The organism is Erythrobacter cryptus DSM 12079, assembly GCF_000422985.1.
In the GTDB taxonomy this organism is placed as follows: Bacteria; Pseudomonadota; Alphaproteobacteria; order Sphingomonadales; family Sphingomonadaceae; genus Erythrobacter; species Erythrobacter cryptus.
Genome location: NZ_KE383966.1, coordinates 171,940 through 195,119 on the forward strand (window position 1 = coordinate 171,940; position 23,180 = coordinate 195,119).

Sequence of the window (23,180 nt, forward strand, 5' to 3'; positions counted from 1 at the left end):
GCAGGTTTACCGGACAAGCGCAGATTGGCGATTTACGCGCGCCGCGCCATGGTCTATGAAAAAACCTGCAAAAGCGCACGCAGGATGTCGCTTGCGGGAGGGGATTTGTGATGAAGAAGAACGGGATCATTGGTGGTGCGCGCCTGCTGTGCGGGGCGGCGACCTTCTTGGCTCTGGCGGCTGCGAGCGCGCCGGTGATGGCGCAAAAGGCCGAGGATCAGGCCGGCGCGGTCGAGGATGATGGCAGCGAGGCCGACAGCATCATCGTCACCGGGATCCGCGGCTCGATCCGTTCCTCGCTCGATGCCAAGCGCAATGCCACCTCGATCGTCGAGGTGATCGCGGCTGAAGATATCGGCCTGCTCCCTGACCTTTCGATCGCCGATACGCTTGCGCGCCTGCCCGGCGTCACCGCCCAGCGCGTGCGCGGCCGTTCGCAGCAGGTCTCGATCCGCGGCCTCGGTCCCGATTTCAGCTTGGCCCTGCTCAATGGGCGCGAGGTGGTCTCGGCGGGCAACAACCGCGGGATCGAATTCGACCAGTTCCCCTCCGAGCTGATCGGGCAGGGCGTGGTTTACAAGACCGGCGATGCCCAGCTCGCCGCGATCGGGATTGCCGGCGCGGTCGATCTGCGCACCGTCAAGCCGCTTGATTCGGGCAAGCGCCAGATCACCCTTTCGGGCACCTACACCTTCAACGACAACGGCCAGCTCAACCCCGATTTCGCCAGCGACGGCTACCGCTTCTTCGGCAGCCTCATCGACCAGAACGCTGATGGCACCGTGGGCTGGGCGCTGGGCGTGACCGTGCAGTCGATCCCGACCCAGTTCATCAGCCGCGAACTCAAGACCAACCAGTTTCAGGTGGCGCGCACGCCGCAGGGTGTGATCTACCCGGCCGACAACCCGCGCCAGGGCGTGGTCAGCCGCAATTTCGAGCGCACCTCGATCGCCGGCACGCTCCAGTTCGAGCCGACCGACAATTTCTCCTTCACCGTCGACAGCTTCTACACCGACACCAGCGACAGCGGGATCTTCCGCGGCACCGAAACCCCGATCGCCTCGTGGAGCGGCGCGCAGTTCGTCAGCGCCACCGGCAATGGGCCCTTTGCCGACAGCGCCACCTACAACGCGGTGGTGCCGATCCTGCGCACCGACACCGAAGGGGCCGAGTCGGAGATCTTCGCGATCGGCGCCAATGCCGAGTGGAAGGCCACCGACAATCTCGGCTTCGTGCTCGACTATGGCTATTCGACGCTCGATCGCAACGACATCGACTACGAAAGCTATGCCGGCACCGGGCGCGCGCGTTCGGGCGCGCAGGATCGGCTGACCTTCACCTTCCCGCGCGATGGGGCCTACACCATCGACAGCCAGCTCGATTACACCAACCCCGCCAACGTGCTGCTCACCGATCCGGGCGGCTGGGGGCAGGTCGGCTTCATCAAGCAGCCGATCATCAGCGACGAGCTGCACCAGCTGCGCGCCGAGGCCTATTGGGAGTTTGATGGCGGCTTCATCGACCGCATCACCCTCGGCTGGCTCTATTCCGACCGCGAGAAGAACTTCGATTCCAACGAAAGCTTCCTGCGCCCCACGCCTGCCTTCGGCAACGGGCTGGTGGTCCCGGCGGGCGCGATCCGCGGCACCACCGACACCAAGAGCCTGGGCATGGACATCCTTGCCTATGATCCCTCGTTCTTCCTCACCGATGGCACCTACAGGGTCGAAAAGGCGACCTTCGACACCCAGTGGGTGGTGGCCGAGAAGATCCACAACTTCTATATCCAGGCCAATATCGATGGCGATCTCGGCAGCGTGCCGGTGCGCGGCAATATCGGCCTGCGCTATGCCGATACCAGGCAGCAATCGACCGGCACCATCGCCGGCGGGCGCACCAACACCGTCCGGGCGAGCTATGACAACTGGCTGCCGAGCATGAACCTCTCCTTCGAGGTGATGCCCGACACCTTCATCCGCGTGGCCGCGGCCAAGACCATCACCCGCGCGCGGCTCGACCAGATGACCGCCAACCAGAACATCGGCTTCAACCCCTTGAGCTGCATCGACACCAATGGCGACCAGCGGCCCGATCAGGTGATCGCCTACAACCCGCCCTCGGTGGTGTGCTTCAACCTCGGCGGCGGCAACCCGGCGCTGCGGCCCTATGAATCGGTGTCCTACGACATCAGCCTCGAGCGCTATTTCTCGCCCGGAAGCGCGATCATCATCGCTGCCTTCCACAAGGACCTGTCGGACTGGATCATCGACTTCAGCGAGCTGACCGACCTCACGCAGTCGATCAACAACGCCGGGTTTGGCGGCATCCTCGTCAACAATCCGCAGGTGGCGATCGGCACCTTCAACGGCCCGGTCAACTTTGCCGATGGCAAGATCACCGGGGTGGAAGGCACGGTGCGCCTCAATTTCGGCGATCTCAGCGATGCGCTCGATGGCTTCGGCGGCTTTGCCAGCATCACCTATGCCGACGCCAAGGTGAAGAACCAGAACTTCAACCCGATCGCCATTCCCGGCTATTCGGACCTCACCTGGTCGGGGGACATCTTCTACGAAAAGCACGGCTTCCGCGCCAAGATCGCGGCGCGCTACCGCAGCGGGTTCCTCTCCGAAGTGCAGAACTTCGACGGCTCGCTCTCGGGCGCGCAGGCCCAGCCCGAAACCATCATCGACGCGCAGATCGGCTATACCTTCGACAAGCCGGGCAGCGTGCTCAACGGGGTGCAGGTGCTGGCCGAGGTGTTCAACCTCACCAATGAGCCCTTTGTCACCGAGAACGACCTGTTCAACGGCGCGGGCCAGCAGGTGGGCACCTTCCCCAGCCGGCATGAACTTTACGGGCGCACCTTCAACTTCACCATCCGCAAGAACTTCTGACGGCCAATCGCCGCAGGGCCCTTGGGGTCGCAGCCCGGGTCGAGGCAAGGGCCCGCCAGCAATGGCGGGCCCTTCTTTGCGCGCCGCAGGGCCGTGCCCGCGGCGCCGGTGAATGACAGTGCGTTCCTGAAATGTTTCACGTGAAACATTGGTCGCGCGCGGGCGCGGCGGCGCCTGGCGGGGAAGGCTCAGGCGGCGATCGGTGCGGCAGCGCAGTGGCGGGCGATGAACTCGCCGTGGCTGGGCATGGTGGCAACCGCTTCGGCCATGGCCGTGCGGATCTGGGCGAGGCGCTCGGCCACCGGCACCTTGGGCCGCATGGTGGCGAGCGGGGGCGCGCGTTCGGGCACGATGCCCTGGCCGAGATAGACCGCGATCCAGCTCGGATTGGCAAACAGCTCGCCCGGCTCGGCCACCAGCGTGCCATGGGCGCGGAAATGGGCGATCTTGTAGGAAAGGCTCTCGGGGATTTCCATCGCCGCGCAATAGCGCCACAATTCCCCATCATCGCGGGTGGTGGCCTTGTAATGGAGGATGAGAAAATCCCTAATCAGCTCGTATTCCCTTGAAGTCTGGGCATTATATTCGCGCACCAGGAGCGGCGGCATCGAGGCATCGGGGAGCAGGGCGATGAGCCGCAGGATGGCATATTGGATGAGGTGGAGGCTGGTTGATTCGAGCGGCTCCATGAACCCGGCGGCAAGCCCGATCGCCACGCAGTTCTTCTTCCAGAACGCCCGCCTTTTGCCGGTGACGAAGCGCAAGGTGCGCGGTTCGGCCAGCGCCTCGCCATCGAGATGGGCGAGCAGCGTGGCGGCGGCCTCGTCCTCGCTGATGAACTGGCTGCAATGGACATAGCCATTGCCGGTGCGGTGCTGGAGCGGGATGCGCCATTGCCACCCGGCCTGCCGCGCGGTCGAGCGGGTGTAGGGGGTGAACGCGCCACGCGTGCAGGGCACCGCCACGGCGCGGTCACACGGCAGCCAGTGCTGCCAGTTGTCATAGCCTGCGCCGAGCGCTTCCTCGATCAGAAGGCCGCGAAAGCCCGAGCAATCGATGAACAGATCGCCGGTGATGCGCCGCCCATCTTCAAGCTGCACCGCCTCGATGAAGCCATCCTCGCCAGCGAGCGCCACCGCAACCACCTTGCCTTCCAGCCGCACCACGCCGCGCGCCTCGGCAAAGCGGCGCAGGAAGGCGGCGTAAAGCCCGGCATCGAAGTGATAGGCATAGTCAAAGGTTGACTGGATCAGCCGCCGGTCGCTGGCCGGGTGGCTGAACTTGCCGGCCTCGGCCATGGCCCAGCACATCGAGAAGTGATCGATCGGCCCGGCCACGCGCCCGGCAAGGTGTTCGTTGAGCCAGTGGTGATAGAAGGGCACCTGATCGAACTCGGCGCCATATTGGCCGAAGGGGTGGAAATAGCTGTGCCCCTGGCGTCCCCAATCGACGAACTGGATGCCGAGCTTGTAGCTGCCCTGGGTTTCGCGCAGGAAGGTGGCCTCGTCGATGCCGAGGCGCTGGTTGAAGTGGCGGATCGGCGGGATCGTCGCCTCGCCCACGCCCACGGTGCCGATCACCTCGCTCTCAATGAGGGTGATGGCGCAGCTTTCACCCACCGCCTGGGCGAGCGCGGCAGCCGCCATCCACCCGGCGCTGCCCCCGCCGACGATGACGATCTGGCGCAGCGGGGCGGGGGCGCGGCTCATCCGCCGCAACTCTCGCGGATGAGCAGGCTGGTCTCTAGCCGCTCGGAGATCGCCGGCCCATCGCCCTTGTCGATCAGCTTGGACACCAGCATCCGCCCGGCAAGGTTGGCATCCTGATCGATGGTGGTGAGCTGCGGGGTGACGAGCCGGGCGGCGGGGATATTGTCATAGCCCACCACCGAGACATCCTCGGGCACCTTCAGCCCCGAACGGGTGAGCGCGCGGATCGCGCCGATGGCGATAAGGTCGCTCGCGGCAAACACCGCATCAAAGCCAAGCCCGCGCCCCAGCGCGCTGCGCACCGCGGCCTCGGCCGAATGCACCTCGAAATGGGCGGGCAGCACCAGGGTCTCGTCATAGCCCAGCCCGGCCTGCGCGAGCGCCTGGCGGTAGCCGCGCAGGCGCTGTTCGGCCTCGGGCGCCTCGGTATCGCCGAGGAACAGGATGCGCCGCCGCCCCAGCCGGGCAAGATGCGCGGTCGCCCGCCGCCCGCCGGCCAGATTGTCCGATCCGATCACGCAATATTGCGCATCGGGGAACTCCGCGCCCCAGACCACGAAGCGGTTGTCGCGCGCGGCGAGGGCATTGAAGGCGTGGTGGAGCGAGGATTGGCCGATGAAGATCACCCCCGTCGCCCGGCTGGTGCTCATCGCATAATCAAGGTCCGCGCCCGCGCGCGGGGCAAGGTGGCTGATGATGAGATCAGCGTTGCGCTCGCGCGCGGCCTCGGCGATCCCGGCGAGCAGTTCAAGGAAGAAGGGGTCGGCCACCCTGCTCTCGCGCGCCTGCGGGGTGGGCACCACCACCGCGATGGTGGCATCGGCGCCGATCGGGCCGGAAGGCATCGAGGCGCGAAACTCGTAATCATGCGCGCGCGCGATCTGCCAGATATGCTGCTTGGTGCGGCGCTTGACCGAGGGGCTGTCATTCAGCGCCCGGCTCACGGTCGAGATCGACACCCCGGCCTCGCGCGCGATGTCCTCGAGCGTGGCGCTGCGGCGGGCGGAAGGGGGCGGGCGATCGGCCATGGGGTTCACATATCGGTCAGCACCGCCCAGTAGCCGCAACCAGGGGCAAGCTGCAACGGCAGCGGCGCCGGGCCGACCGCCTCGGTGCGCGCCACCAGCGTGGCCTGGCCGAGGCTTGCCGGGGGCTGCCAGGCGAGCGCCTCCTCGCCGAGGTTGAAGACGCACAGCACCCGGCTTGGCCCGTCCTTGCGGACAAAGGCGAGGAGCGGCTCGGGCGTGTCGATGAGAGTGATGTCGCCCGCGATCAGCGCCGGCAGGCTGCGGCGCAGGCGCAGCAGCGCCCGGGCATAGGCAAGGGTCGAGCCGGGATCGGCCGCCTGGCGATCAACCGCCAGCGGCACATGGGCTGGATCGAGCCGCAGCCAGGTGCGATTGGCGCTGGAAAAGCCCGCCTGCGGGGCATCGGCAGCCCAAGGCAGCGGGGTGCGCGCCCCATCGCGCCCCAGGGTGTGCGGCCAGTTGGCAATGGCCTCGGGGTCCTGCAGATCCTCGAAGGGCACCTCGCCCTGCGGCAGGCCCAGCTCCTCGCCCTGATAGATGATCGGATTGCCGCGCAGGCACAGGAGCACCATCAGGCTGAGCCTGGCGGCCGCGGCATGATCGCCGCCGCGCGCCCAGCGCGAAACGCAGCGCGGGGCATCGTGGTTGGAAAAGGCCCAGGAAGGCCAGCCTTCGCCCGGCTCCCCGTCCCACTGCGCCAGGCTCGCGCGCACCCGCGCGGCGGTGAGTGCGGGGGCATAGAGGAAATCGAAATTATAGGCCGAATCGAGCCGCTTGCCGCCCGCGGTGAAGGCCTTCATCTCCGCCAGCGGCTCGGCCCCGCCGACCTCGGCGACGGTGAAGCGTCCGGGGAATTCCTCGATCGTTGCGCGGATGCGCTCGAGGAAGGCAACAATATCGGGGTGCGACTGGTTGTAGCGCTTGATCTGCATGTCGAACGGGCGCGTCACCAGCTCCATCGGCAGGCCCGAGGGCGGATTGTCGCGCAGGGCAGGATCGTGCATGGCAAAGTTGATGGCATCCAGGCGGAAGCCATCGACGCCGCGCCTGAGCCAGAAACGCGCGACCTCGAGCAGCGCATCCTGCACCTGGCGGTTGTGGACGTTGAGATCGGGCTGCGAGGTGAGGAAATTGTGCAGGTAATATTGCTTCCTCGGCCCGTCCCACTGCCAGGCCGAACCGCCGAACACCGATTGCCAGTTGGACGGGGGTGAGCCGTCGGGCTTGGGATCGGCCCAGACATACCAATCGGCCTTGGGATTGGTGCGATCCTTGCGGCTCTCGAGGAACCAGGGGTGCTGATCGGAGGTGTGCGAATAGACCTGGTCGATGATCACCTTGAGCCCGAGGGCATGGGCCTTGGCGATGATGCGGTCAAACTCGGCAAAGGTGCCGAAAGAGGGATCGATCCCGCAATAATCAGCCACGTCATAGCCGAAATCCTTCATCGGCGAGGTGAAGAAGGGGCTGATCCAGATCCCGTCCACGCCGAGATCGGCAATGTAATCGAGCCCCTCGGCGATTCCCGCAAGATCGCCGATGCCATCGCCATTGGTGTCGCGGAAGGAGCGCGGATAGATCTGGTAGATCACCGCGCCGCGCCACCACGGGCGGGCGGCAGCAGCATTGGGGGAAGGCTCGGCCACGGCGGTTGCCATTATTCGTCATTCTCCAGGATGCAGGCGGCAAAGCCGAAGGCAGGAAGGGTGAGCCGGATTGATCCCGGCGCGGCGAGCGCCGCCGGGCAGGCCCCCACAAGCTGCTTCACGCCGCGGGCGCGGTAGCTCACTTCGATCGCCTGCGACAAGGGCTCCTCGGCGGTGTTGAAGGCAACCAGCACGCGCGCCCCGCTTTCGGGATCGTGGCGCTCGACCGCGAGGATGCCCGGCGCGCTTTCGGCAAAGGCGCGCACGGTGGAAAGCCCGCGCCGCAGCGCCGGATTGGCGTGGCGGGCCGCGGCCAGCGTGCCGATCAGGCGATAGAGCGGGTGGGCAGGATCGAAATTGTCCTGCGCCGTGGTGGCATCGCTGCCGATAAGGTCATTGTCGTTGTATTCGGCCACCTTGCTCGCAAACATGTCCTCGCGCGCAAGCTGGTCATTGCCATCGGAGATGAAGCCCTGCTCGTCACCGTAATAGACCGTGGGCACCCCGCGCAGCAGGAACATCATTGCATGGCCGAGGCTGACGCGCGCGAGCAGGCGCGCCGCGTCGCGCTCGCCGCTCAGCTCGCGCACGAACATCGAAAAGCGGCCGAAATCGTGGTTGCCAAGGAAGGTCGGCAGGCCCAGCGCAGTGGCCGGCCCGCCGGGATAGATCGCGTCTTGCGCCAGAAACTCGGCCATCAGCCGCGGCGGCGCCTTGCCGCTGGCGACCAGCTGCGCGGCCTTGGCAAAGCCCATGTCGAGCGCGTGGGGAAGGGCGCTTTCGGCCATCACCTGCGCGGTCAGCGTGGCGGTGGGTTCCTCGTGCGCGATCTCGCCGAAGATGTGGAAGTGGTTGATCCCGCGCGCCCGGGCGCGCTCGAGCATCGCCGGCACGAAGGCGCGCCAGAAGGCCGGGTTCACATGCTTGGCGGTGTCGATGCGAAAGCCGTCGATGCCATAATCCTCGATCCAGCGGCCGAAGATCTCGATCATCCCGGCCACCACCCGCGGATGCTCGGTGGCCAGATCGTCAAGCCCGACGAAATCGCCATAGACGCTGCTTTCGCCCACCCAGTGCGAATTGCCGCGGTTGTGATAGAGCGTGATGTCGTTGAGCCAGGCAGGCACCTTGATGTTGCGCTCGGCCTCGCGCACGAAGGGGGTATAGGCATAGGTGGGATCGGTAAGCCGCGCCCAATTGGCCGGATCGGGATCGTCATCCCCGGCAAAGCCTTCGTTGATCGGCACGCCATCGGGCCCGCCGCGGCGCGAGAAGGGATATTCCCCCTTGGAGCGATAGGCATAGCCGGTGGCCTCGCCCTCGACATAGTCGATCACATCGGCGGTGTGGTTGGTGATGATGTCCATATAGACCTTGATGCCGCGGGCATGGGCGGCATCGACGAAGGCCTTGAACTCCCCATTGGTGCCGAAATGGGGATCGATCTGGGTGAAATCGGTCACCCAATAGCCATGATAGCCCGCGCTCTCCTCCCCCGGGCGGCCTTGGACCGGCTTGTTCTTGAACACCGGCGCAAACCAGATCGCGCTCACCCCCAGCCCGGCGATGTAATCGAGCCGCTGGGTCAGCCCCTTAAGGTCGCCGCCGTGGTAGAAGCCGCGGCGCGCAGGATCAAAGCCGTGCTGGAGCGGCCCGCCCTTGAGCCCGCCCTTGTCATTGGTGGAATCGCCATTGGCGAAGCGATCGGGCAGGACGAAATAGATCACCTCATCCTCGAGCCGCCGCTCGGCAATCGGGGCGAGGGGGGCAGGCGCGCGCGGCGCCGGGGCGCTTGTCCCCTCCCCGTACCCGGCACCAGGGGCCGCCACCGGCCCGCCTGCAAGCGCACTGCCCGCGCACAAGGCTGCCGCCAGACTGGCGAGGATTCGCATCATGACCCAACTCCCTCCGCGCCTATCTGTGACACCGCGCGAGAGATTTTGCAAATCTTTGTGAACGCCGCCGCCGGCGCCCAATATGGCAATCAAAGTATTAAAAATGCAGAAAATAATTTCACAAGGCCGGAAGTGAGCAGGAAAAATCACCCGCCGGATGGCAAAGATTCTTGCAAATTTTTGCAGGAGCTTCACACTGCACGGCGGCAGGCCAGCACAATGACCGGGCGTAGCATCCGGCGGGCGGCAGCCTGCCCTGTGGCGCGCCGGCTGGCAAGCGGCCCGCGCGTGAGGGAGAGGGAATGGGACATGCATGATGCCGGCCTCAAGCCTCGGCTGAGCCCGGGCCAGATCTGGAACATGAGCTTCGGCTTTCTCGGCATCCAGATCGGCTTTGAGCTTCAGAACGGCAATGTCAGCCGCATTTTCCAGACCCTGGGCGCCGATGTCGGCGAACTGGCGATCCTGTGGATCGCCGCGCCGATGACCGGGCTGATCGTGCAGCCGATCATCGGCCACCTTTCCGACAAGACCTGGAGCCCGCGCTTCGGCCGCCGCCGCCCGTTCTTCCTCATCGGCGCGCTCCTTGCCAGCCTGGCCCTGTTCATCATGCCCAACGCCCCGGCGCTGTGGGTGGCGGCGGGCCTCCTGTGGGTGATGGACGCCTCGCTCAACATCACGATGGAGCCGTTCCGCGCATTCGTGGGCGACAATCTGCCCGATTCGCAGCGCACCATGGGCTATGCCATGCAAAGCTTCTTCATCGGCACCGGCGCGGTGCTGGCAGGCGCGCTGCCCTGGGTGATGACCAACTGGCTGGGCCTCAGCAACACCGCGCCCGCGGGCGAGATCCCCGAGACAGTGCATTGGTCCTTCTACATCGGCGGCGCGGCGCTGCTGGCGGCGGTGTGCTGGACGGTTTTCACCACCAGGGAATATTCGCCCGAGGAGCTGGCGCGCTTCGAAGCGGCCCGCGCTGCCGCGCCGCGCACCCCCGCAGCCGCGGCGGCGCGCACGGCAGCGCAGTTCACCCGCGGCGGGATCATGTGGGTGGCCGCGGGCCTTGCCCTTGCCGCCTTTGTCGCCTTTGCTCGCAGTGAGAACGGCGCGGCGCTGCTCGGCACGATCGAGATCGCCAAGGACATCTATGTCCTTGCCGCCCTGCTCGCCGGGTTCGGGGCGATCCAGCTGATCGCGGGCGTGCTCAAGCGGCAGAGCCGCGCGGACAATGGCTTCATGGAGGTGGTGGGCGATCTTTTCGCCATGCCGCGCACCATGCGCCAGCTGGCGCTGGTGCAGTTCTTCAGCTGGTTCGGGATGTTCGGCCTGTGGATCTATGGCACCCCGGGGGTGGCCGAATACCATTTCGGCGCGACCGAGGCGGCGAGCGCGGCCTACCAGAACGGCGCCGATTGGTGGAGCCTGATGGGATCGGTGAGGAACGGCCTTGCCGCTGCCGCGGCGCTCGGCTTCGTGCTGATCGCGGCAAGGATCGACCGTTGCCGCCTCCACGCCTTCAACCTCATCGCCGGTGCGGCGGGCTTTGCCGCGATGCTGCTGGTGCGCGATCCGGCGCTTCTGTGGATCCCGCAGATCGGCCTTGGCATTGCCTGGGCCTCGATCGTCTCGCTGCCCTATGCCATCCTTGCCGGCTGCGTGCCGGCCGAGAAAATGGGCATTTACATGGGGGTGTTCAACATCTTCATCGTCGTGCCGCAGCTCCTGGCGGCGACCGTGCTGGGCTTTCTCATCACCAACCTGTTCGGCGGCGCGCCGGCCTATGCCTTTGCGATTTCGGCGACGAGCTTCGTGGCTGCGGCGCTGGCGACCTTGCTGGTGAAGGAGGCGGCGGCATGAGGCGGCGCCTGCTCACCACGCTCATCGCCGCGGGGCTGGCCGCGGTGCCGGTGCAGGCCGCGCCCGGCGATGCGCCTGCCGCCGGGGTGGCTCTCACCAACCCCGCCTGGACGCGCGATGCGGTGATCTATCAGATCAACACCCGCCAGTTCACCCCCGAGGGCACCCTTGCCGCCGCGCAGCAGCACTTGGAGCGGCTGGCGGCGATGGGGGTGGATATCATCTGGCTGATGCCGATCCACCCGATCGGGCTGGAAGGGCGCAAGGGCAGCCTTGGCAGCCCCTATGCGGTGCGCGACTATCTGGCGGTCAACCCCGAGCTTGGCACCGAGGCCGATCTGGCCGCCTTTGTGGCCGAGGCACACCGGCTGGGGCTCAAGGTCATTCTCGACTGGGTGGCGAACCATTCGGCGCGCGACAACCCGCTGACGCAGAGCCACCCCCACTGGTACACCCGCACCCCCGAAGGCGCGCTCACCAGCCCGGCGGGCACCGATTGGTCGGATGTGGCCGATTTCGATTACAGCCAGCCGGGCCTGCGCCGCTACATGATCGATGCCATGGCCCATTGGGTGCGCGCATACGGGATCGACGGGTTCCGCTGCGATGTCGCGGGCTATGTCCCCACCGACTTCTGGGAGGCGGCGCGCGCCGAGCTGGAGGCGATCAGGCCGGTGTTCATGCTCGCCGAATGGGAACAGCGCGATCTTCACGCACGCGCCTTTGATGCCACCTATGCCTGGGGCTGGAAGGAGGCGATGCAGCGCCTTGTCAAAAGCGGCGAGGGCGCCGGGCCGATCCGCGCCTATTATGCGCTTCAGGCCGAAACCTGGCCCCATGCGGCGATGCGCATGGTCTATACCGAAAACCACGATCAGAACGCCTGGGACGGGGCGGCCCGTGCGATCTATGGCCCGGCCTATGCGGCAGCGATTGCGCTGAGCTTCGTCGGGCCGGGGCTGCCGCTCATCTACAACGGGCAGGAGGCGGACAATGACCGCCAGCTGGCCTTTTTCGAACGCGATCCGATTGCCTGGCGCGAGGGGGTGCATGCCCCGCTCTTTCGCCAGCTCATCGCGCTCAAGACGCGGATGCGCGCGCTTCACAACGGGCGCTTTGGCGCGCCGATGGTGATGGTGCCCACCAGCGCCGATGCCGACGTGCTCGCCTTCACCCGCGGCGCTGCGGGCGAGCGGGTCTTTGCCGTGTTCAACCTCTCACCCCGCGCGCAGCAGGTGCGCTTTGGCCTCGCCCGCCACCACGGCCGCTACCGCGACGCGCTGGGGGGTGAGGCCATGGCCTTTGCCGGGGGCGAGGTGCTGGAACTGCCCGCCTGGGGCTTTCGCATCTTTGCCGAGAGCGATTGAGGCACGGCCCGCCGCGCGGGCTCACGCAAGGGAGAGGGACGCATGAGACGCTATCGGAACATCCTTGCCGCATTTGCCGCGGTGCTGTGGGCGGCATGGGCGCTCGCCGCGCCCGCCCGGGCCGAGAGCCTGGTGCTGACCTCGCCCGATGGCCGCATTGCCATCACCATCAGCGATGCCGGCGGTGAGGCGAGCTACGAAGTGGCCTTTGAGGGCCGCCCGGTGATCGCGCGCTCGCGCTTGGGGCTGCTGTTTGCCGCGCATCACGGGTTCGAGCGCGATCTGGCCATCACCGCCGCGGCGCGCGCCAGCCGCGATGACACCTGGGAGCAGCCCTGGGGCGAGCGGCGGCAGGTGCGTGATCGGCACAATGAGCTGGCCGTCACCTTCAGCGCCACCACCGGCCCGGCGCGAAGCATGGTGGTGCGCTTTCGCGCCTTTGATGACGGGATCGGCTTTCGCTACGAGCTGGGCGCGCAAGCGGCGCTGGCCGGCGAGCTGGCCATCGTCGAGGAGCTGACCCAGTTCGCCGTCGGCGAGACCACGCAGATGTGGTACACCCCTTCGGACGAGTTCAACCGCTACGAATATCTCACCCGCACCGGGGCGGCGGGCAAGGTCGATGATGCGCACACCCCGGCCACCTTCCGCAACGGCGATGGCATCTATTTTTCCATCCACGAGGCCGCGCTCGTCGATTATTCGGCGATGTCGCTGGGGGCGCTGCGGCCCGGCACCTTCGAGGCGCGCCTGAGGAACTGGTCGGGCGGGCCCAAGGTCATCACCCGCGCGCCGTTCCACAGCCCTTGGCGCACCATCCAGATCGCGCCCGCGGCGGTGGGCCTCATCAATTCCGATCTCATCCTCAACCTCAACGAGCCCAACAAGCTGGGCGATGTCTCCTGGGTCGAGCCGGGCAAATATGTCGGCATCTGGTGGGCGATGCATATCCGCGATCGCACCTGGGGGCGCGAGGGCATCCACGGCGCCACCACCGATGAGGCCAAGCGCTATATCGATTTTGCCGCGCGCCACGGCTTTGCCGGGGTGCTGGTGGAGGGCTGGAACATCGGCTGGGATGGCGACTGGTTCAACAATGGCGATCTGTTCCGCTTCACCGAGGCCATGCCCGATTTCGATCTCGAGGAGGTTGCCCGCTATGCCCTTGCCAAGGGCGTGCGGCTGATCGGCCACCACGAAACCTCGGCCAACATCACCAATTACGAAAACCAGATGGAGGCCGCCTTCGATCTCTACCAGCGGCTCGGCGTGCGCCAGGTCAAGACCGGCTATGTCGCCGATGCCGGCGACGTGGTGCGGATCGATGCCAAGGGCATCCGCCGCTATGAATGGCATGACAGCCAGTTCATGGTGCGCCACCATCTCAAGGTGGTCGAGGAAGCGGCGAGGCGCCAGATTTCGATCAATGCGCACGAGCCGGTCAAGGACACCGGCCTCAGGCGCACCTATCCCAACTGGATTTCGCGCGAGGGGGCGCGGGGGATGGAGTTCAACGCCTGGGGCACGCCCCCCAACCCGCCCGAGCACGAGGCGATGCTGGCCTTTACCCGGATGCTCGCCGGGCCGATGGACTTCACGCCGGGCATCTTCGATCTTCGCCCCAACGAACGCCCGCCGCTGCGCCCCGACATGCCGCGCAGCGATCCCTCCAACCGCCCGCAGACGACGCTCGCCAAGCAATTGGCGCTCTATGTGGTGCTCTATTCGCCGATCCAGATGGCCGCCGACCTGCCCGAGAATTACGAGGCGCGGCCCGACGCGTTCCAGTTCATCAAGGACGTGGAAACCGATTGGGAGCAATCGATCGCGCTGGCCGGCGAGATCGGCGATTATGTCGCCATCGCTCGGCAGGGGAGGAAATCGAAGGAATGGTTCCTGGGCGCCGTGAGCGATGAGGAGGCGCGCGATCTGGCGCTCACCTTGAGCTTCCTCGAGCCGGGCAGGCAATACCGCGCCCAGATCTACCGCGATGGGGCGGATGCCGATTGGGACACCAACCCCTATGCCATGGTGATCGAGGAAAAGCTGGTCACGGGCGGGGATGCCTTTGCCCTGCGGCTTGCCCCCGGGGGCGGGGCGGCGGTGCGCTTCATTCCGGTGACGTGAGGCGCGCGCCCGCAAGCGCGCGGGCAGCAGATGCGAAAGGGCGGCCGCCTCCCCCGAAGCGGCCGCCCGAGCGCGCGATGGTCCGGCCAAGGCAGCGGGGCCGGAGCGCCAAGCACTGCCCTCAGGCCGCGCTTGCCATGCGCGCCAGCTCGCAATGCGACCAGATTTCGCTCAAGGCCTTGATCAGCCGGTCGATATCGCCATCGCTGTGCACCGGCGAGGGCGTCACCCGCAGCCGCTCGGTGCCCACGGGCACGGTGGGATAGTTGATCGGCTGCACATAGATGCCGTGATTGTCCATCAGCCAATCGCTGATCATCTTGCACTTCTTGGCATCCCCCACCATCACCGGGATGATGTGGCTGGGGTTGTTGAGGTGCGGAATGCCCATCATGTCCAAGGCCCGGCGCACCTGGGCGACACGCTTCTGCTGCAGCTCGCGCTCGGCATTGCTGGTCTTGAGATGGCGGATGCTCGCCAGCGCGCCCGCCGCGATCGCCGGGGGCAGGGCGGTTGAAAAGATGAAGCCGCTGGCAAAGCTGCGCACGAAATCAACAAGGTTGGCGCTGGCGGCGATATAGCCCCCCATCACCCCGAAGGCCTTGCCGAGCGTGCCCTCGATCACGGTGATGCGGTCCATCAGCCCCTCGCGCTCGGCCACCCCGCCGCCGCGCGGGCCATAGAGGCCCACGGCGTGAACCTCGTCGATATAGCTCATCGCCCCGTGCTTCTCGCAGACATCGAGAATGTCGGCGATGGGGGCAATATCGCCATCCATCGAATAGACGCTTTCAAAGGCGACCAGCTTGGGCACCTCGGGGCCGTAGGCTGAAAGCAGCTCGTCAAGGTGCTCCACATCATTGTGGCGCCAGATCTTGTAGGGCGCCCGCGAATGGCGGATGCCCTCGATCATCGAGGCGTGGTTCAAGGCATCGGAAAAGACGACGCAGCCCGGGATCTTGCTGGCGAGCGTGCCAAGCCCCGCCCAGTTCGAGACATATCCGCTGGTGAACAGCAGCGCCGCCTCCTTGCCATGGAGATCGGCAAGCTCGGCCTCGAGTTCGACATGATAGTGGTTGGTGCCCGAGATGTTGCGGGTGCCGCCCGCGCCCGCCCCGCATTCATCGAGGCAGGCGTGCATCGCTTCGAGCACCTTGGGATGCTGGCCCATGCCGAGATAGTCGTTCGAGCACCACACGGTGACGGGCCGGGTATCCTCGCCGACAAAGCGGGTGGCATGGGGGAAGCGCCCGCGGTGACGCTTGATGTCGGTGAACACGCGGTAGCGGCCATCGGCGCGCAGCGCGTCAAGCTCACCGGCAAAGAAGGCTTCGAAATCCATCGGCGTTCCCTTTGTGTTTGTCGTTGGTGTCATGGTCTTTCCCGTCTGGCCCCCGCCGGGCGGCGCTGCGGCAAGGCCCAGCCCCACAGCATTCCGTCGCGGAAAGGCAGGGCGAGGAACAGGTGTTCGAGCACCCCGAGGAGCGCGAGGGTGGCCATGAGGCTTGCCCCCACCATCGCCGCGCTGCCCGCCGGCGCCGCGAGCGCAAGGCCCGCAAACCACGCCGCCGCCGCGGCGATCCCTGCGATCGAAAGGGCAAGCGTCAGCGTCATGCGGCGGGGGCCGAAATAGGACTTGAGGTAGGACAGGTGCTCGGGCAGCATCTCGGCGCTGGTGTTGGGCACGCCGATGAACAGGTTGATCTTGGAGATCAGCCGCATCGCGAACATCAGCACGAAGACCATCGCCCCGATCTGGTTGGGCACGTCCCACGAGAGCGAGACGAGCAGCAGCCCGGTGACCGCCAGCGCCACCTCGTGGTGCATCACCGTGGCCGCAGCCTGGCGGAAGCGGGCAAGGCCGGTGAGGCCCGGATCGGCAAGGCCCCGGCGCGGGCCGGCGGCAGCGCCGGTGAGAAAGGCCAGCTCATGCCAGCCCCACACCATCAGCGCGCCGATGAAGGCGAGATAGACCGCCCAGACCTCGACCGAGAGCGAGGCGATGAGGATCACCACCAGCCCGCCGATCCCGGCGAGGCTGCCCACCATCAGGCTGCGCGAGAAGGAGGCGCGCTCGCGGTTGTCGGCCCAGGCGATCAGCCCGGTGGCGACGAACCACAAGGCCACCGTCACGATTGCCGGGACGATATGGCCGCTCCAGCTTACCACGCCGGTTGCAGCCGGATCGCTTGCGGCAGGGTGTTGGCCCGCGGCCGCTGGAGGAACATCCGCGCAAAGGCAAGGCCCGCGCCGATCGTGCCGGAGAGCCGCTGCGCCCAGCCAGCAAGGCCCCCGCGCGCCTTGCCATCCTCGATCCGGCCCGCGGCGCGGCGCAGCCTTTCCATCTGCGCGCGAAAGGCCGGGGAGTCGATATCAAGCTCGACCGGGAAGACCTGGCGGGCGATCTGGTTGCAGATCGAAAACACCTTGTAATCATATTCGGTCGGATCAAGGCCCAGCGCGGCGTGAAACACCGGCCGGTTGTGATCGCGCACATACATCGTGGCATAGACCGACAGCAGGAAGAAGCGGATCCACAGCTTGTTGGCGCCTTCAAGCAGCTTGGGATCGGAGCGCAGCAGCATGGCGAAGGCCTCGCCATGGCGGAACTCGTCGTTGCACCACTGCTCGAACCAGTCGAAGATCGGGTGGAACTTGTATTGCGGGTTGCGCGCAAGGTGCCGATAGATGGTGATGTAGCGCGCATAGCCGATCTTCTCGCTCAGATAGACCGCGTAGAAGATGAACTTGGGCTTGAAGAAGGTGTATTTCTTGGTCCTGGTGAGAAAGCCGAGATCCACCCCGATCCCGGCATCCTTGAGGCACTCGTTGATGAAGCCGGCATGGCGGCTTTCATCGCGCGCCAGCAGGCGGAAGAGCTGCTTGACATCGGGGTTCCTGGTGCGCCGGGCGATTTCGGCATAGAGCACGCAGCCCGAAAACTCCGAAGTCATCGAGCTGACGAGGAAATCGGTGAACTCCTGCCGCAGCGCCGGCTCCAGCCCCTCGATCGCGCCGACAAAGCTCTCGGCGCGCTTGAAGTGGCGCTTGTTCGGGTCAGCGCTCATGTCGGCGATCAGCTGGTCCCACTCGGCCCTCACCGGGCTGACATCGATGGCATCGAGCGCATCGAAATCGGTGGTGTAGAAGCGGGGGGTGAGGATGGTGTCCTGCGTTGCCAGCGCCATCGCCTCCTCGCTGGTCATCGGCTTGTAGGCGTTCATTTGATCCTCCCGGCGTTGAAGCTCACTTCGTAAAGCTCGCTGAGATCGAAATAGGCAGCAAGGCGCACCAGCCGGCGCCGCAGCGGCCCGGCGCGGGTGATGGTGGCGCGGCGTTCAAACACCTGGCGCGTGCCGAAGGGGATCTGGATCGGCGCGCCGTGCACGCGCACCCTGTCACCGGGGAAGATCTCGACCTCCTCGGCCAGTTCCACATGGGCGTGGAAGGCCTCGGGGCTCTGTTCCACGGTGATGGTGCAGGGGGTCTCGAAGCGCCGGCCCATCAGCGTGCCTCCTGCGCCAGCATATTGGCAAAGACCGCGCGGTTGATCGGGCCGAAGGAGGCAACCTCGATGCTGCGCCCGGTGGCCGGATCGTGCAGGGTGAGCGCGCCATCGGGCCAGGAGATAAGCTCGAAGGCAACCTCCGGCCCAAGCCCGCGGATGCGGCGCTGGTGCACCAGCGCGCGCACGCTGGCGCGCACGAACCCGCCTTCGCCCGGGCCGAAGCGGGCGAGCACCGCCTTGCTCGCCCCGTCCTCGACCCGCACGGTGCCATCGGGCTCGTCGAAGAAGCGCAAGGGGCGCTGCGCCTCGGGCCTGGTGCCGGCCTCGGCGCGGGCCTTTTCGGGGATCGCGCTGCGCTCAAACAGGCCGAAGCTGACCGAGGCGGTGAGCGCGAGCGAGATCGCCACGATGCCGCCCATCAGCAGCAGCGGCACCTTGTGAACGGTGACTTCGTCCTTCTCGTATTCGCGAACGATCATGCCGTCGCTCCTTCAAGACCGGCCGCAAGACCCGCCTCGCCCAGCCGGCCTTTCGCGCCGCCCTGCGCCGGCAGCGCGCCGGCCATGCTGCCAGCCTCGCCTGCCGGGGCGGCGCTTTCCTTGATCCCGATCAAATTTTGCGTGATCGCGCCGTGCCGTGCCCGGGCCGCGGCGATCAGGTGCGCGAGCGCCGCCGCATCGGGCACGGCGCGCAGCATCGGCTGGGGCATGGCATAGTGCCAGGGGCGCACATGGGGCCAGAGCAGCAGCGTACCGAGGATCCGCTCGCCCGCCAGCTCGAAGGCAATATCGCCATGCCCCTGGCCGCGCAGGCGCAGATGGGCGGCCCTGATCTGCTTCAAGGGGATGTTGATGCGGGTTTCGATCGCCATGCCGATGCGCAGGATCAGCCGGCTGTCGGTGAGGATGTAGAGCGTGGTGCGCGTGCTGTGCCAGGCGATGAGGTAGAGGAGCGCAAGCAGCGCGGCGCCCAGCACCCCGGCCACGATCGCCGCATCACTCCTTCCGGTGGCAAGCGCGATCACCACCAGGGCTGCCATGTAAAGCCCGAGCGCGCGGGTGTGAAAGGCGCTGCGGGCAAGCAGGCGCAGATCGGGCCGGCCCTTCCACAGCACCTTTTCATCTGCTGCCGGGGTGCCCATCCGATCGCCAAAGGCGCGCGGGCCATCCTCCTCGAGCGCGGCGTGATCGATCCCCTCGGGCAGCGCTGGCAGCGTGGCTGCCGGCGCCGCCTCAAGGCCGGGGGTGGTTACAGCCATGCTTCCGACCTCTCGGGCGTGGCATACATGTAGCCGCCACCGAAATAGGCCTGGATGCGGTCTTCCTCGTAGCGGGTGATGATGCCGGGGGTTTCAAGCTGGGGCACATTTTCGAACTGGGCCGAAGTGATCGCATCGATCTCGACCAGTTCGGGCTTGTCGTTGAAGAAGCCTCTGGTCTGCACCGCGGCCACCATCATCGGGGCCAGCACCTTCTTGCCGCTGTTGGTCTCGATCTCGAGATAGCGGATGATGTGCTCGGCCTGGTCAACCCAGATGTCGCTGACCTTGCCCACGGTCACGCCGTCGGCGGCCACCACCGGCCAGCCGATCAGCTGCGGATCGCGCGGGGAGACGATGATCTCGTGGCTCTGGCCGATCGGCACGATGCGCGGGCGCCCGTCGAAGGTGAGATCGGGATATTTGGCACGGTTGGCCCAGGCCGCCGGCCCAAGCCCGTCGATCATCGGATCGCCGGTCGGCACCCAGGGCGCGCCGGCGGCGTTGAAGGCCTGCACCGCGGGGATGTTGATGTCATCGCGCGGATTGTCCTCGGGCACATAGGTGCCGCGGCCATGGGGCAGCTTGAACACCTTCTTGTCGCCATCGAACAGGCTGCCGGGGTGGATCTTGCCGGTCTGTTCATCCTCAAGCGGATAGCCTTCGCGGCGGCTTTCGCGGTTGAGATAGAAAACCAGCGCGATGAAGAAGACGAAGAACAGCAGGAAGGCGAGTTCAGCGACGTCGAGCGTGCCGACAATATAGGCTGCATTCATTTCACATTCCTCTCATGGAACAGACCGGCCGAGGCCGGGCCGGGCAGGATCAGGGACAGGCGGGCACGGGTAATCATGTCGGAAACTCCCTCAGGCCGAAGGGCTGGGCGAGGGGATCGTCGGGCGCGCCGCGGCGGCGGCGGGCATGGCCCACAAGCGGGCCGAGCGCCGCCATCCCGGCAAGCAGCAGCGCGATTTCAAGCATATAGACGGTGGAATAGCCGCTCGCCCTGGTCGCCACCGAGGCGTTCGCCGCGCCGCTGCCGACCCAGGCGGCAACGCCATCGCGGATGAGGCCGCCAAGCGCGATGCCGGTGCCGGCACAGGTCGCCTGCACCGCGCCCCAGGCACCCAGCGCAAGACCGGCAGTCTCGCTGCGCGCAAGGCTCATGGCCTCCATCAGCGTGCCGACCGAGAACAGCCCGAGGCCAAGCCCGATCCCCAGCGCCCCGGCATAGAGCAGCAGCGCCGCGGCAAAGGGCCCGGCAAAGAGCACCAGCAGGAAGGCGTTGATCCCGATCACCAGCCCCGCCCCGGCCAGCCGCAGCGGATCCCACCCGCGCGCGAGCGCCCGGCCCGAGAGCATGAAGCCGATGAGCGAGCCCAGCGCCCACGCCCCCGTCAGCCCGGTGGTCGCCCCGACCGAAAGGCCGAGGATCTCCCCGCCATAGGGCTCGAGCAGCGCATCCTGCATGGCAAAGCCCGCCGCGCCGATGCCGATCGCGGTGAGCAGCCGGGCATTGCGCCCGTCGCGCACGAAGGCCTGCCACAATTCGCCGAAGGTGGGCGTCTCGCGGTCGGGCGCGGTGATCTTGGTGTTGCGCGCCTCCTGCTTCCACAGCGCGGTGGTGTTGAGCACCAGGGTGAGCAGCGCGCAGCCCTGGATCACCTGCACCAGCCTGGTCGGCGAATAATCAGCCAGCACCCCGCCGATGACGAAGGCGGCAAACATCATGCCGATAAGCAGCATGACATAGAGCAGCGCCACCGCGCGCGGGCGCTTGTCTTGCGGGGCAAGATCGCTGGTGAGCGCGAGGCCTGCGGTCTGGGTGACGTGAAAGCCGGTGCCGGTGAGCAGGAAGGCCGCCGCCGCGGCGATGAGGCCAAGGGTGAAGCGCTCCGGCACGCCCAGCAGCAGCAGCGCGAAGGGCATGATCGCCAGCCCGCCGAACTGCATCAGCGTGCCGAACCAGATATAGGGCACCCGCCGCCAGCCGAGCACCGAGCGGTGGGTGTCGGACTTGTGGCCGATCAGCGCGCGGAACGGCGCCACCACCAGCGGCGCCGCGATCAGCAGCGCCACCAGCCAGGTGGGCGTGCCCAGCTCCACCACCATCACCCGGTTCAAGGTGCCGTTCAAGAGCACCATCGCCATCCCCACGCTGACCTGGAACAGCGCCAGGCGCAGCAGCCGACCGAGTGGCAGATCGGCGCTCGCCGCGTCGGCAAAGGGCAGGAGGCGGAAGATCGCCTCGGTCCAGTGCGGCGGGGCAGGGCGCGCCGGGCGGCTCATCCCATCCTCACCAGTTCGAGCGCCTGCGAGGTATAAAATCCGCTGCTGATGCGCTTGGTGCGGCCGATGCGCCAGCCATCGAGCCGGGCAAGGCGCGCGGAGAGATCGCTTTCGGCCACCGGCACGATTGCCGGGCTGCGATCGGACCGGGGAAAGACCTTGCCGACATTGTGCATCGCCGCCAGCAGCGGCGTGCGCGGGGCGAAGGTGAAAAGGATCGAGCCGCTGGTGCGCGCCGCCAGCCGGGCGAGCGCGGCGACGAGGTCTTCGGGCTGATAGTGGATGAGCGAATCCATCGCCACGGCATGGGCAAAGCTGCCGAGATCGGGATCGAGCATGTCGCCGCAGCGCCAGCGGATGCGGCCATGGCCGAGGAAGGAGGGGGTGCGCTCGCGCGCCACCTCGATGAGGCCGGGGGCGATGTCGATGCCGATCACCTCGGCCCCGCGGCAGGCCGCCGCGATCGCCAGCGCACCGGTGCCGCAGCCGGCATCGAGCACCCGGGTGCGGCGCAGATCGGGCGGCAGCCAGCCGAGCAGGGTGGCGCGCATCGCCTCGCGCCCGGCGCGCACCGTGGCGCGGATGCCCGAGACCTTGACGTCCGAGGTGAGATCGATCCAGGCCTGGCGCGCGGTGCTGTCGAAATAGGTCGCCAGGGCCTCGCGGCGCAGTTCATATTCGGATGGGTTGCGGCTGGCCATCACTCGAACCCCAGGAAATCGAAGATGTCGCGGTCCTTCATCGGCCGCGCCTGCGACGGCTCGACCCCGTCCCAGAGCATCTGGGCGAGGCGCAGATATTCGTTCTGCGCCTCGATCACTTCGGGATCGTCGCCCATCTCGAACAGGGTGCACTTCTTGAGGCGCGAGCGGCGGATCGCATCGACATCGCGGAAATGGGCAAGGCGCCGCATCCCGATGGCATCGCAGAAGCGGTCGATCTCGTCGGTCTCGCGGCTGCGGTTGGCGACCACGCCGGCAAGGCGCACGTCATAGTTCTTGGCCTTGGCCCCGATCGCGGCGACGATGCGGTTCATCGCGAAGATGCTGTCGAAATCATTGGCCGCCACCACGATCGCGCGTTCGGCGTGCTGGAGCGGCGCGGCAAAGCCGCCGCACACCACATCGCCGAGCACATCGAAGATGACGACATCGGTTTCCTCGAGCAGGTGGTGCTGTTTCAAGAGCTTGACCGTCTGGCCCACGACATAGCCGCCGCAGCCCGTGCCCGCCGGCGGACCCCCGGCCTCGACGCACATCACTCCATTGTAGCCCTCGAACATGTAGTCCTCGGGCCGCAGCTCCTCGGCGTGGAACTCGACCGTCTCGAGCACGTCGATCACCGTGGGCATCAGCTTCTTGGTGAGGGTGAAGGTCGAATCGTGCTTGGGATCGCAGCCGATCTGCAGCACCCGGTGGCCGAGCTTGGAAAAGGCCGCCGAGAGGTTCGACGAGGTGGTCGATTTGCCGATCCCGCCCTTGCCATAGACGGCAAAGACCTTGGCTCCGCCGATGCGGTCGCGCGGATCGAGCTGAACCTGCACCGATCCCTCGCCATCGGGCGGGCTGAAACGGGAAGCGGGGCTGTGCAGGTTCATGATCT

General features: G+C 66.8%; 18 protein-coding genes. 4 read left to right on the plus strand and 14 right to left on the minus strand.

What is annotated here, in order from left to right:
- Window positions 1–110 precede the first annotated feature (110 nt).
- A complete protein-coding gene (locus G524_RS0113010; protein ID WP_036857981.1) occupies window positions 111–2,894 on the plus strand; it encodes a TonB-dependent receptor in 2,784 nt (927 codons plus the stop codon).
- Window positions 2,895–3,082: 188 nt separating this feature from the next.
- Here G524_RS0113010 and G524_RS0113015 read toward each other — a convergent pair whose 3' ends face one another.
- Genes G524_RS0113015 through G524_RS0113030 form a run of 4 tightly spaced genes read right to left on the minus strand, consistent with a single transcriptional unit; the run spans window position 3,083 to window position 9,172 of the window.
- A complete protein-coding gene (locus tag G524_RS0113015; RefSeq protein WP_027444078.1) occupies window positions 3,083–4,603 on the minus strand; it encodes a tryptophan halogenase family protein in 1,521 nt (506 codons plus the stop codon).
- Window positions 4,600–5,631 (minus strand): LacI family DNA-binding transcriptional regulator, encoded by a 1,032-nt coding sequence (locus G524_RS0113020; RefSeq protein WP_027444079.1) that lies wholly within the window; start codon window positions 5,629–5,631, stop codon window positions 4,600–4,602. Before G524_RS0113020 ends, G524_RS0113015 begins: the two co-directional genes overlap by 4 nt.
- 5 nt (window positions 5,632–5,636) lie before the next feature.
- Window positions 5,637–7,289, minus strand: coding sequence for an alpha-glucosidase (locus tag G524_RS0113025; protein ID WP_036857982.1), 1,653 nt, complete (start codon window positions 7,287–7,289; stop codon window positions 5,637–5,639).
- Window positions 7,289–9,172: an alpha-amylase family glycosyl hydrolase gene (locus G524_RS0113030; RefSeq protein ID WP_036857983.1), complete on the minus strand. Its 1,884-nt coding sequence runs from the start codon at window positions 9,170–9,172 to the stop codon at window positions 7,289–7,291. Before G524_RS0113030 ends, G524_RS0113025 begins: the two co-directional genes overlap by 1 nt.
- Window positions 9,173–9,481: 309 nt before the next feature.
- Here G524_RS0113030 and G524_RS0113035 point away from each other — a divergent pair, with 309 nt between their 5' ends.
- Genes G524_RS0113035 through G524_RS0113045 form a run of 3 tightly spaced genes read left to right on the plus strand, consistent with a single transcriptional unit; the run spans window position 9,482 to window position 14,523 of the window.
- Window positions 9,482–11,029: an MFS transporter gene (locus tag G524_RS0113035; protein ID WP_027444082.1), complete on the plus strand. Its 1,548-nt coding sequence runs from the start codon at window positions 9,482–9,484 to the stop codon at window positions 11,027–11,029.
- Window positions 11,026–12,396 carry an alpha-amylase family glycosyl hydrolase gene (locus G524_RS0113040; RefSeq protein ID WP_027444083.1) on the plus strand — a complete coding sequence of 457 codons (1,371 nt, stop codon included), beginning with the start codon at window positions 11,026–11,028 and terminating at the stop codon, window positions 12,394–12,396. Before G524_RS0113035 ends, G524_RS0113040 begins: the two co-directional genes overlap by 4 nt.
- A 42-nt stretch (window positions 12,397–12,438) precedes the next feature.
- Window positions 12,439–14,523, plus strand: coding sequence for a glycoside hydrolase family 97 protein (locus tag G524_RS0113045; RefSeq protein WP_084625185.1), 2,085 nt, complete (start codon window positions 12,439–12,441; stop codon window positions 14,521–14,523).
- Window positions 14,524–14,644: 121 nt separating this feature from the next.
- On the opposite strand, the gene hemA is transcribed toward G524_RS0113045, so the two are convergent.
- The 10 genes from hemA to bchL form a co-directional block, all read right to left on the minus strand.
- A complete protein-coding gene (gene hemA, locus G524_RS0113050) occupies window positions 14,645–15,865 on the minus strand; it encodes a 5-aminolevulinate synthase (RefSeq protein WP_027444085.1) in 1,221 nt (406 codons plus the stop codon).
- A gap of 29 nt (window positions 15,866–15,894) precedes the next feature.
- A complete protein-coding gene (gene puhE / locus G524_RS0113055) occupies window positions 15,895–16,692 on the minus strand; it encodes a putative photosynthetic complex assembly protein PuhE (RefSeq protein ID WP_027444086.1) in 798 nt (265 codons plus the stop codon).
- Complete coding sequence (gene acsF / locus G524_RS0113060; RefSeq protein ID WP_027444087.1) at window positions 16,686–17,747, minus strand: magnesium-protoporphyrin IX monomethyl ester (oxidative) cyclase; 1,062 nt, start codon at window positions 17,745–17,747, stop codon at window positions 16,686–16,688. Before acsF ends, puhE begins: the two co-directional genes overlap by 7 nt.
- On the minus strand, window positions 17,744–18,028 hold the full coding sequence (locus G524_RS0113065) for a hypothetical protein (RefSeq protein WP_027444088.1): 285 nt from the start codon (window positions 18,026–18,028) through the stop codon (window positions 17,744–17,746). The genes acsF and G524_RS0113065 overlap by 4 nt, the downstream gene beginning before the upstream one ends.
- Window positions 18,028–18,510: a photosynthetic complex assembly protein PuhC gene (gene puhC, locus G524_RS0113070; protein ID WP_027444089.1), complete on the minus strand. Its 483-nt coding sequence runs from the start codon at window positions 18,508–18,510 to the stop codon at window positions 18,028–18,030. The genes G524_RS0113065 and puhC overlap by 1 nt, the downstream gene beginning before the upstream one ends.
- On the minus strand, window positions 18,507–19,289 hold the full coding sequence (gene puhB, locus G524_RS16015) for a photosynthetic complex putative assembly protein PuhB (protein WP_084625186.1): 783 nt from the start codon (window positions 19,287–19,289) through the stop codon (window positions 18,507–18,509). Before puhB ends, puhC begins: the two co-directional genes overlap by 4 nt.
- Complete coding sequence (gene puhA / locus G524_RS0113080) at window positions 19,280–20,065, minus strand: photosynthetic reaction center subunit H (RefSeq protein ID WP_027444090.1); 786 nt, start codon at window positions 20,063–20,065, stop codon at window positions 19,280–19,282. The genes puhB and puhA overlap by 10 nt, the downstream gene beginning before the upstream one ends.
- 73 nt (window positions 20,066–20,138) lie before the next feature.
- Window positions 20,139–21,578 (minus strand): BCD family MFS transporter, encoded by a 1,440-nt coding sequence (locus G524_RS0113085; protein WP_027444091.1) that lies wholly within the window; start codon window positions 21,576–21,578, stop codon window positions 20,139–20,141.
- Entirely contained in the window at window positions 21,575–22,279 is a 705-nt protein-coding gene (bchM, locus tag G524_RS0113090; RefSeq protein WP_027444092.1) for a magnesium protoporphyrin IX methyltransferase, read from the minus strand. Before bchM ends, G524_RS0113085 begins: the two co-directional genes overlap by 4 nt.
- Window positions 22,279–23,175: a ferredoxin:protochlorophyllide reductase (ATP-dependent) iron-sulfur ATP-binding protein gene (bchL, locus tag G524_RS0113095; RefSeq protein ID WP_036857984.1), complete on the minus strand. Its 897-nt coding sequence runs from the start codon at window positions 23,173–23,175 to the stop codon at window positions 22,279–22,281. Before bchL ends, bchM begins: the two co-directional genes overlap by 1 nt.
- Between the last annotated feature and the right edge of the window lie 5 nt (window positions 23,176–23,180).

Coding starts and splice junctions, on each gene's coding strand:
- G524_RS0113015 (WP_027444078.1), bottom strand. CDS start 4,603: ATGAGCCGCGCCCCCGCCCCGCTGCGCCAGATCGTCATCGTCGGCGGG.
- G524_RS0113035 (WP_027444082.1), top strand. CDS start 9,482: ATGCATGATGCCGGCCTCAAGCCTCGGCTGAGCCCGGGCCAGATCTGG.
- puhB (WP_084625186.1), bottom strand. CDS start 19,289: ATGGCTGTAACCACCCCCGGCCTTGAGGCGGCGCCGGCAGCCACGCTG.
- G524_RS0113010 (WP_036857981.1), top strand. CDS start 111: ATGAAGAAGAACGGGATCATTGGTGGTGCGCGCCTGCTGTGCGGGGCG.
- G524_RS0113065 (WP_027444088.1), bottom strand. CDS start 18,028: ATGGGCCGGCGCTTCGAGACCCCCTGCACCATCACCGTGGAACAGAGC.
- G524_RS0113030 (WP_036857983.1), bottom strand. CDS start 9,172: ATGATGCGAATCCTCGCCAGTCTGGCGGCAGCCTTGTGCGCGGGCAGT.
- puhC (WP_027444089.1), bottom strand. CDS start 18,510: ATGATCGTTCGCGAATACGAGAAGGACGAAGTCACCGTTCACAAGGTG.
- acsF (WP_027444087.1), bottom strand. CDS start 17,747: ATGAACGCCTACAAGCCGATGACCAGCGAGGAGGCGATGGCGCTGGCA.
- G524_RS0113085 (WP_027444091.1), bottom strand. CDS start 21,578: ATGAGCCGCCCGGCGCGCCCTGCCCCGCCGCACTGGACCGAGGCGATC.
- bchM (WP_027444092.1), bottom strand. CDS start 22,279: ATGGCCAGCCGCAACCCATCCGAATATGAACTGCGCCGCGAGGCCCTG.
- G524_RS0113025 (WP_036857982.1), bottom strand. CDS start 7,289: ATGGCAACCGCCGTGGCCGAGCCTTCCCCCAATGCTGCTGCCGCCCGC.
- G524_RS0113045 (WP_084625185.1), top strand. CDS start 12,439: ATGAGACGCTATCGGAACATCCTTGCCGCATTTGCCGCGGTGCTGTGG.
- bchL (WP_036857984.1), bottom strand. CDS start 23,175: ATGAACCTGCACAGCCCCGCTTCCCGTTTCAGCCCGCCCGATGGCGAG.
- puhA (WP_027444090.1), bottom strand. CDS start 20,065: ATGAATGCAGCCTATATTGTCGGCACGCTCGACGTCGCTGAACTCGCC.
- G524_RS0113040 (WP_027444083.1), top strand. CDS start 11,026: ATGAGGCGGCGCCTGCTCACCACGCTCATCGCCGCGGGGCTGGCCGCG.
- G524_RS0113020 (WP_027444079.1), bottom strand. CDS start 5,631: ATGGCCGATCGCCCGCCCCCTTCCGCCCGCCGCAGCGCCACGCTCGAG.
- hemA (WP_027444085.1), bottom strand. CDS start 15,865: ATGGATTTCGAAGCCTTCTTTGCCGGTGAGCTTGACGCGCTGCGCGCC.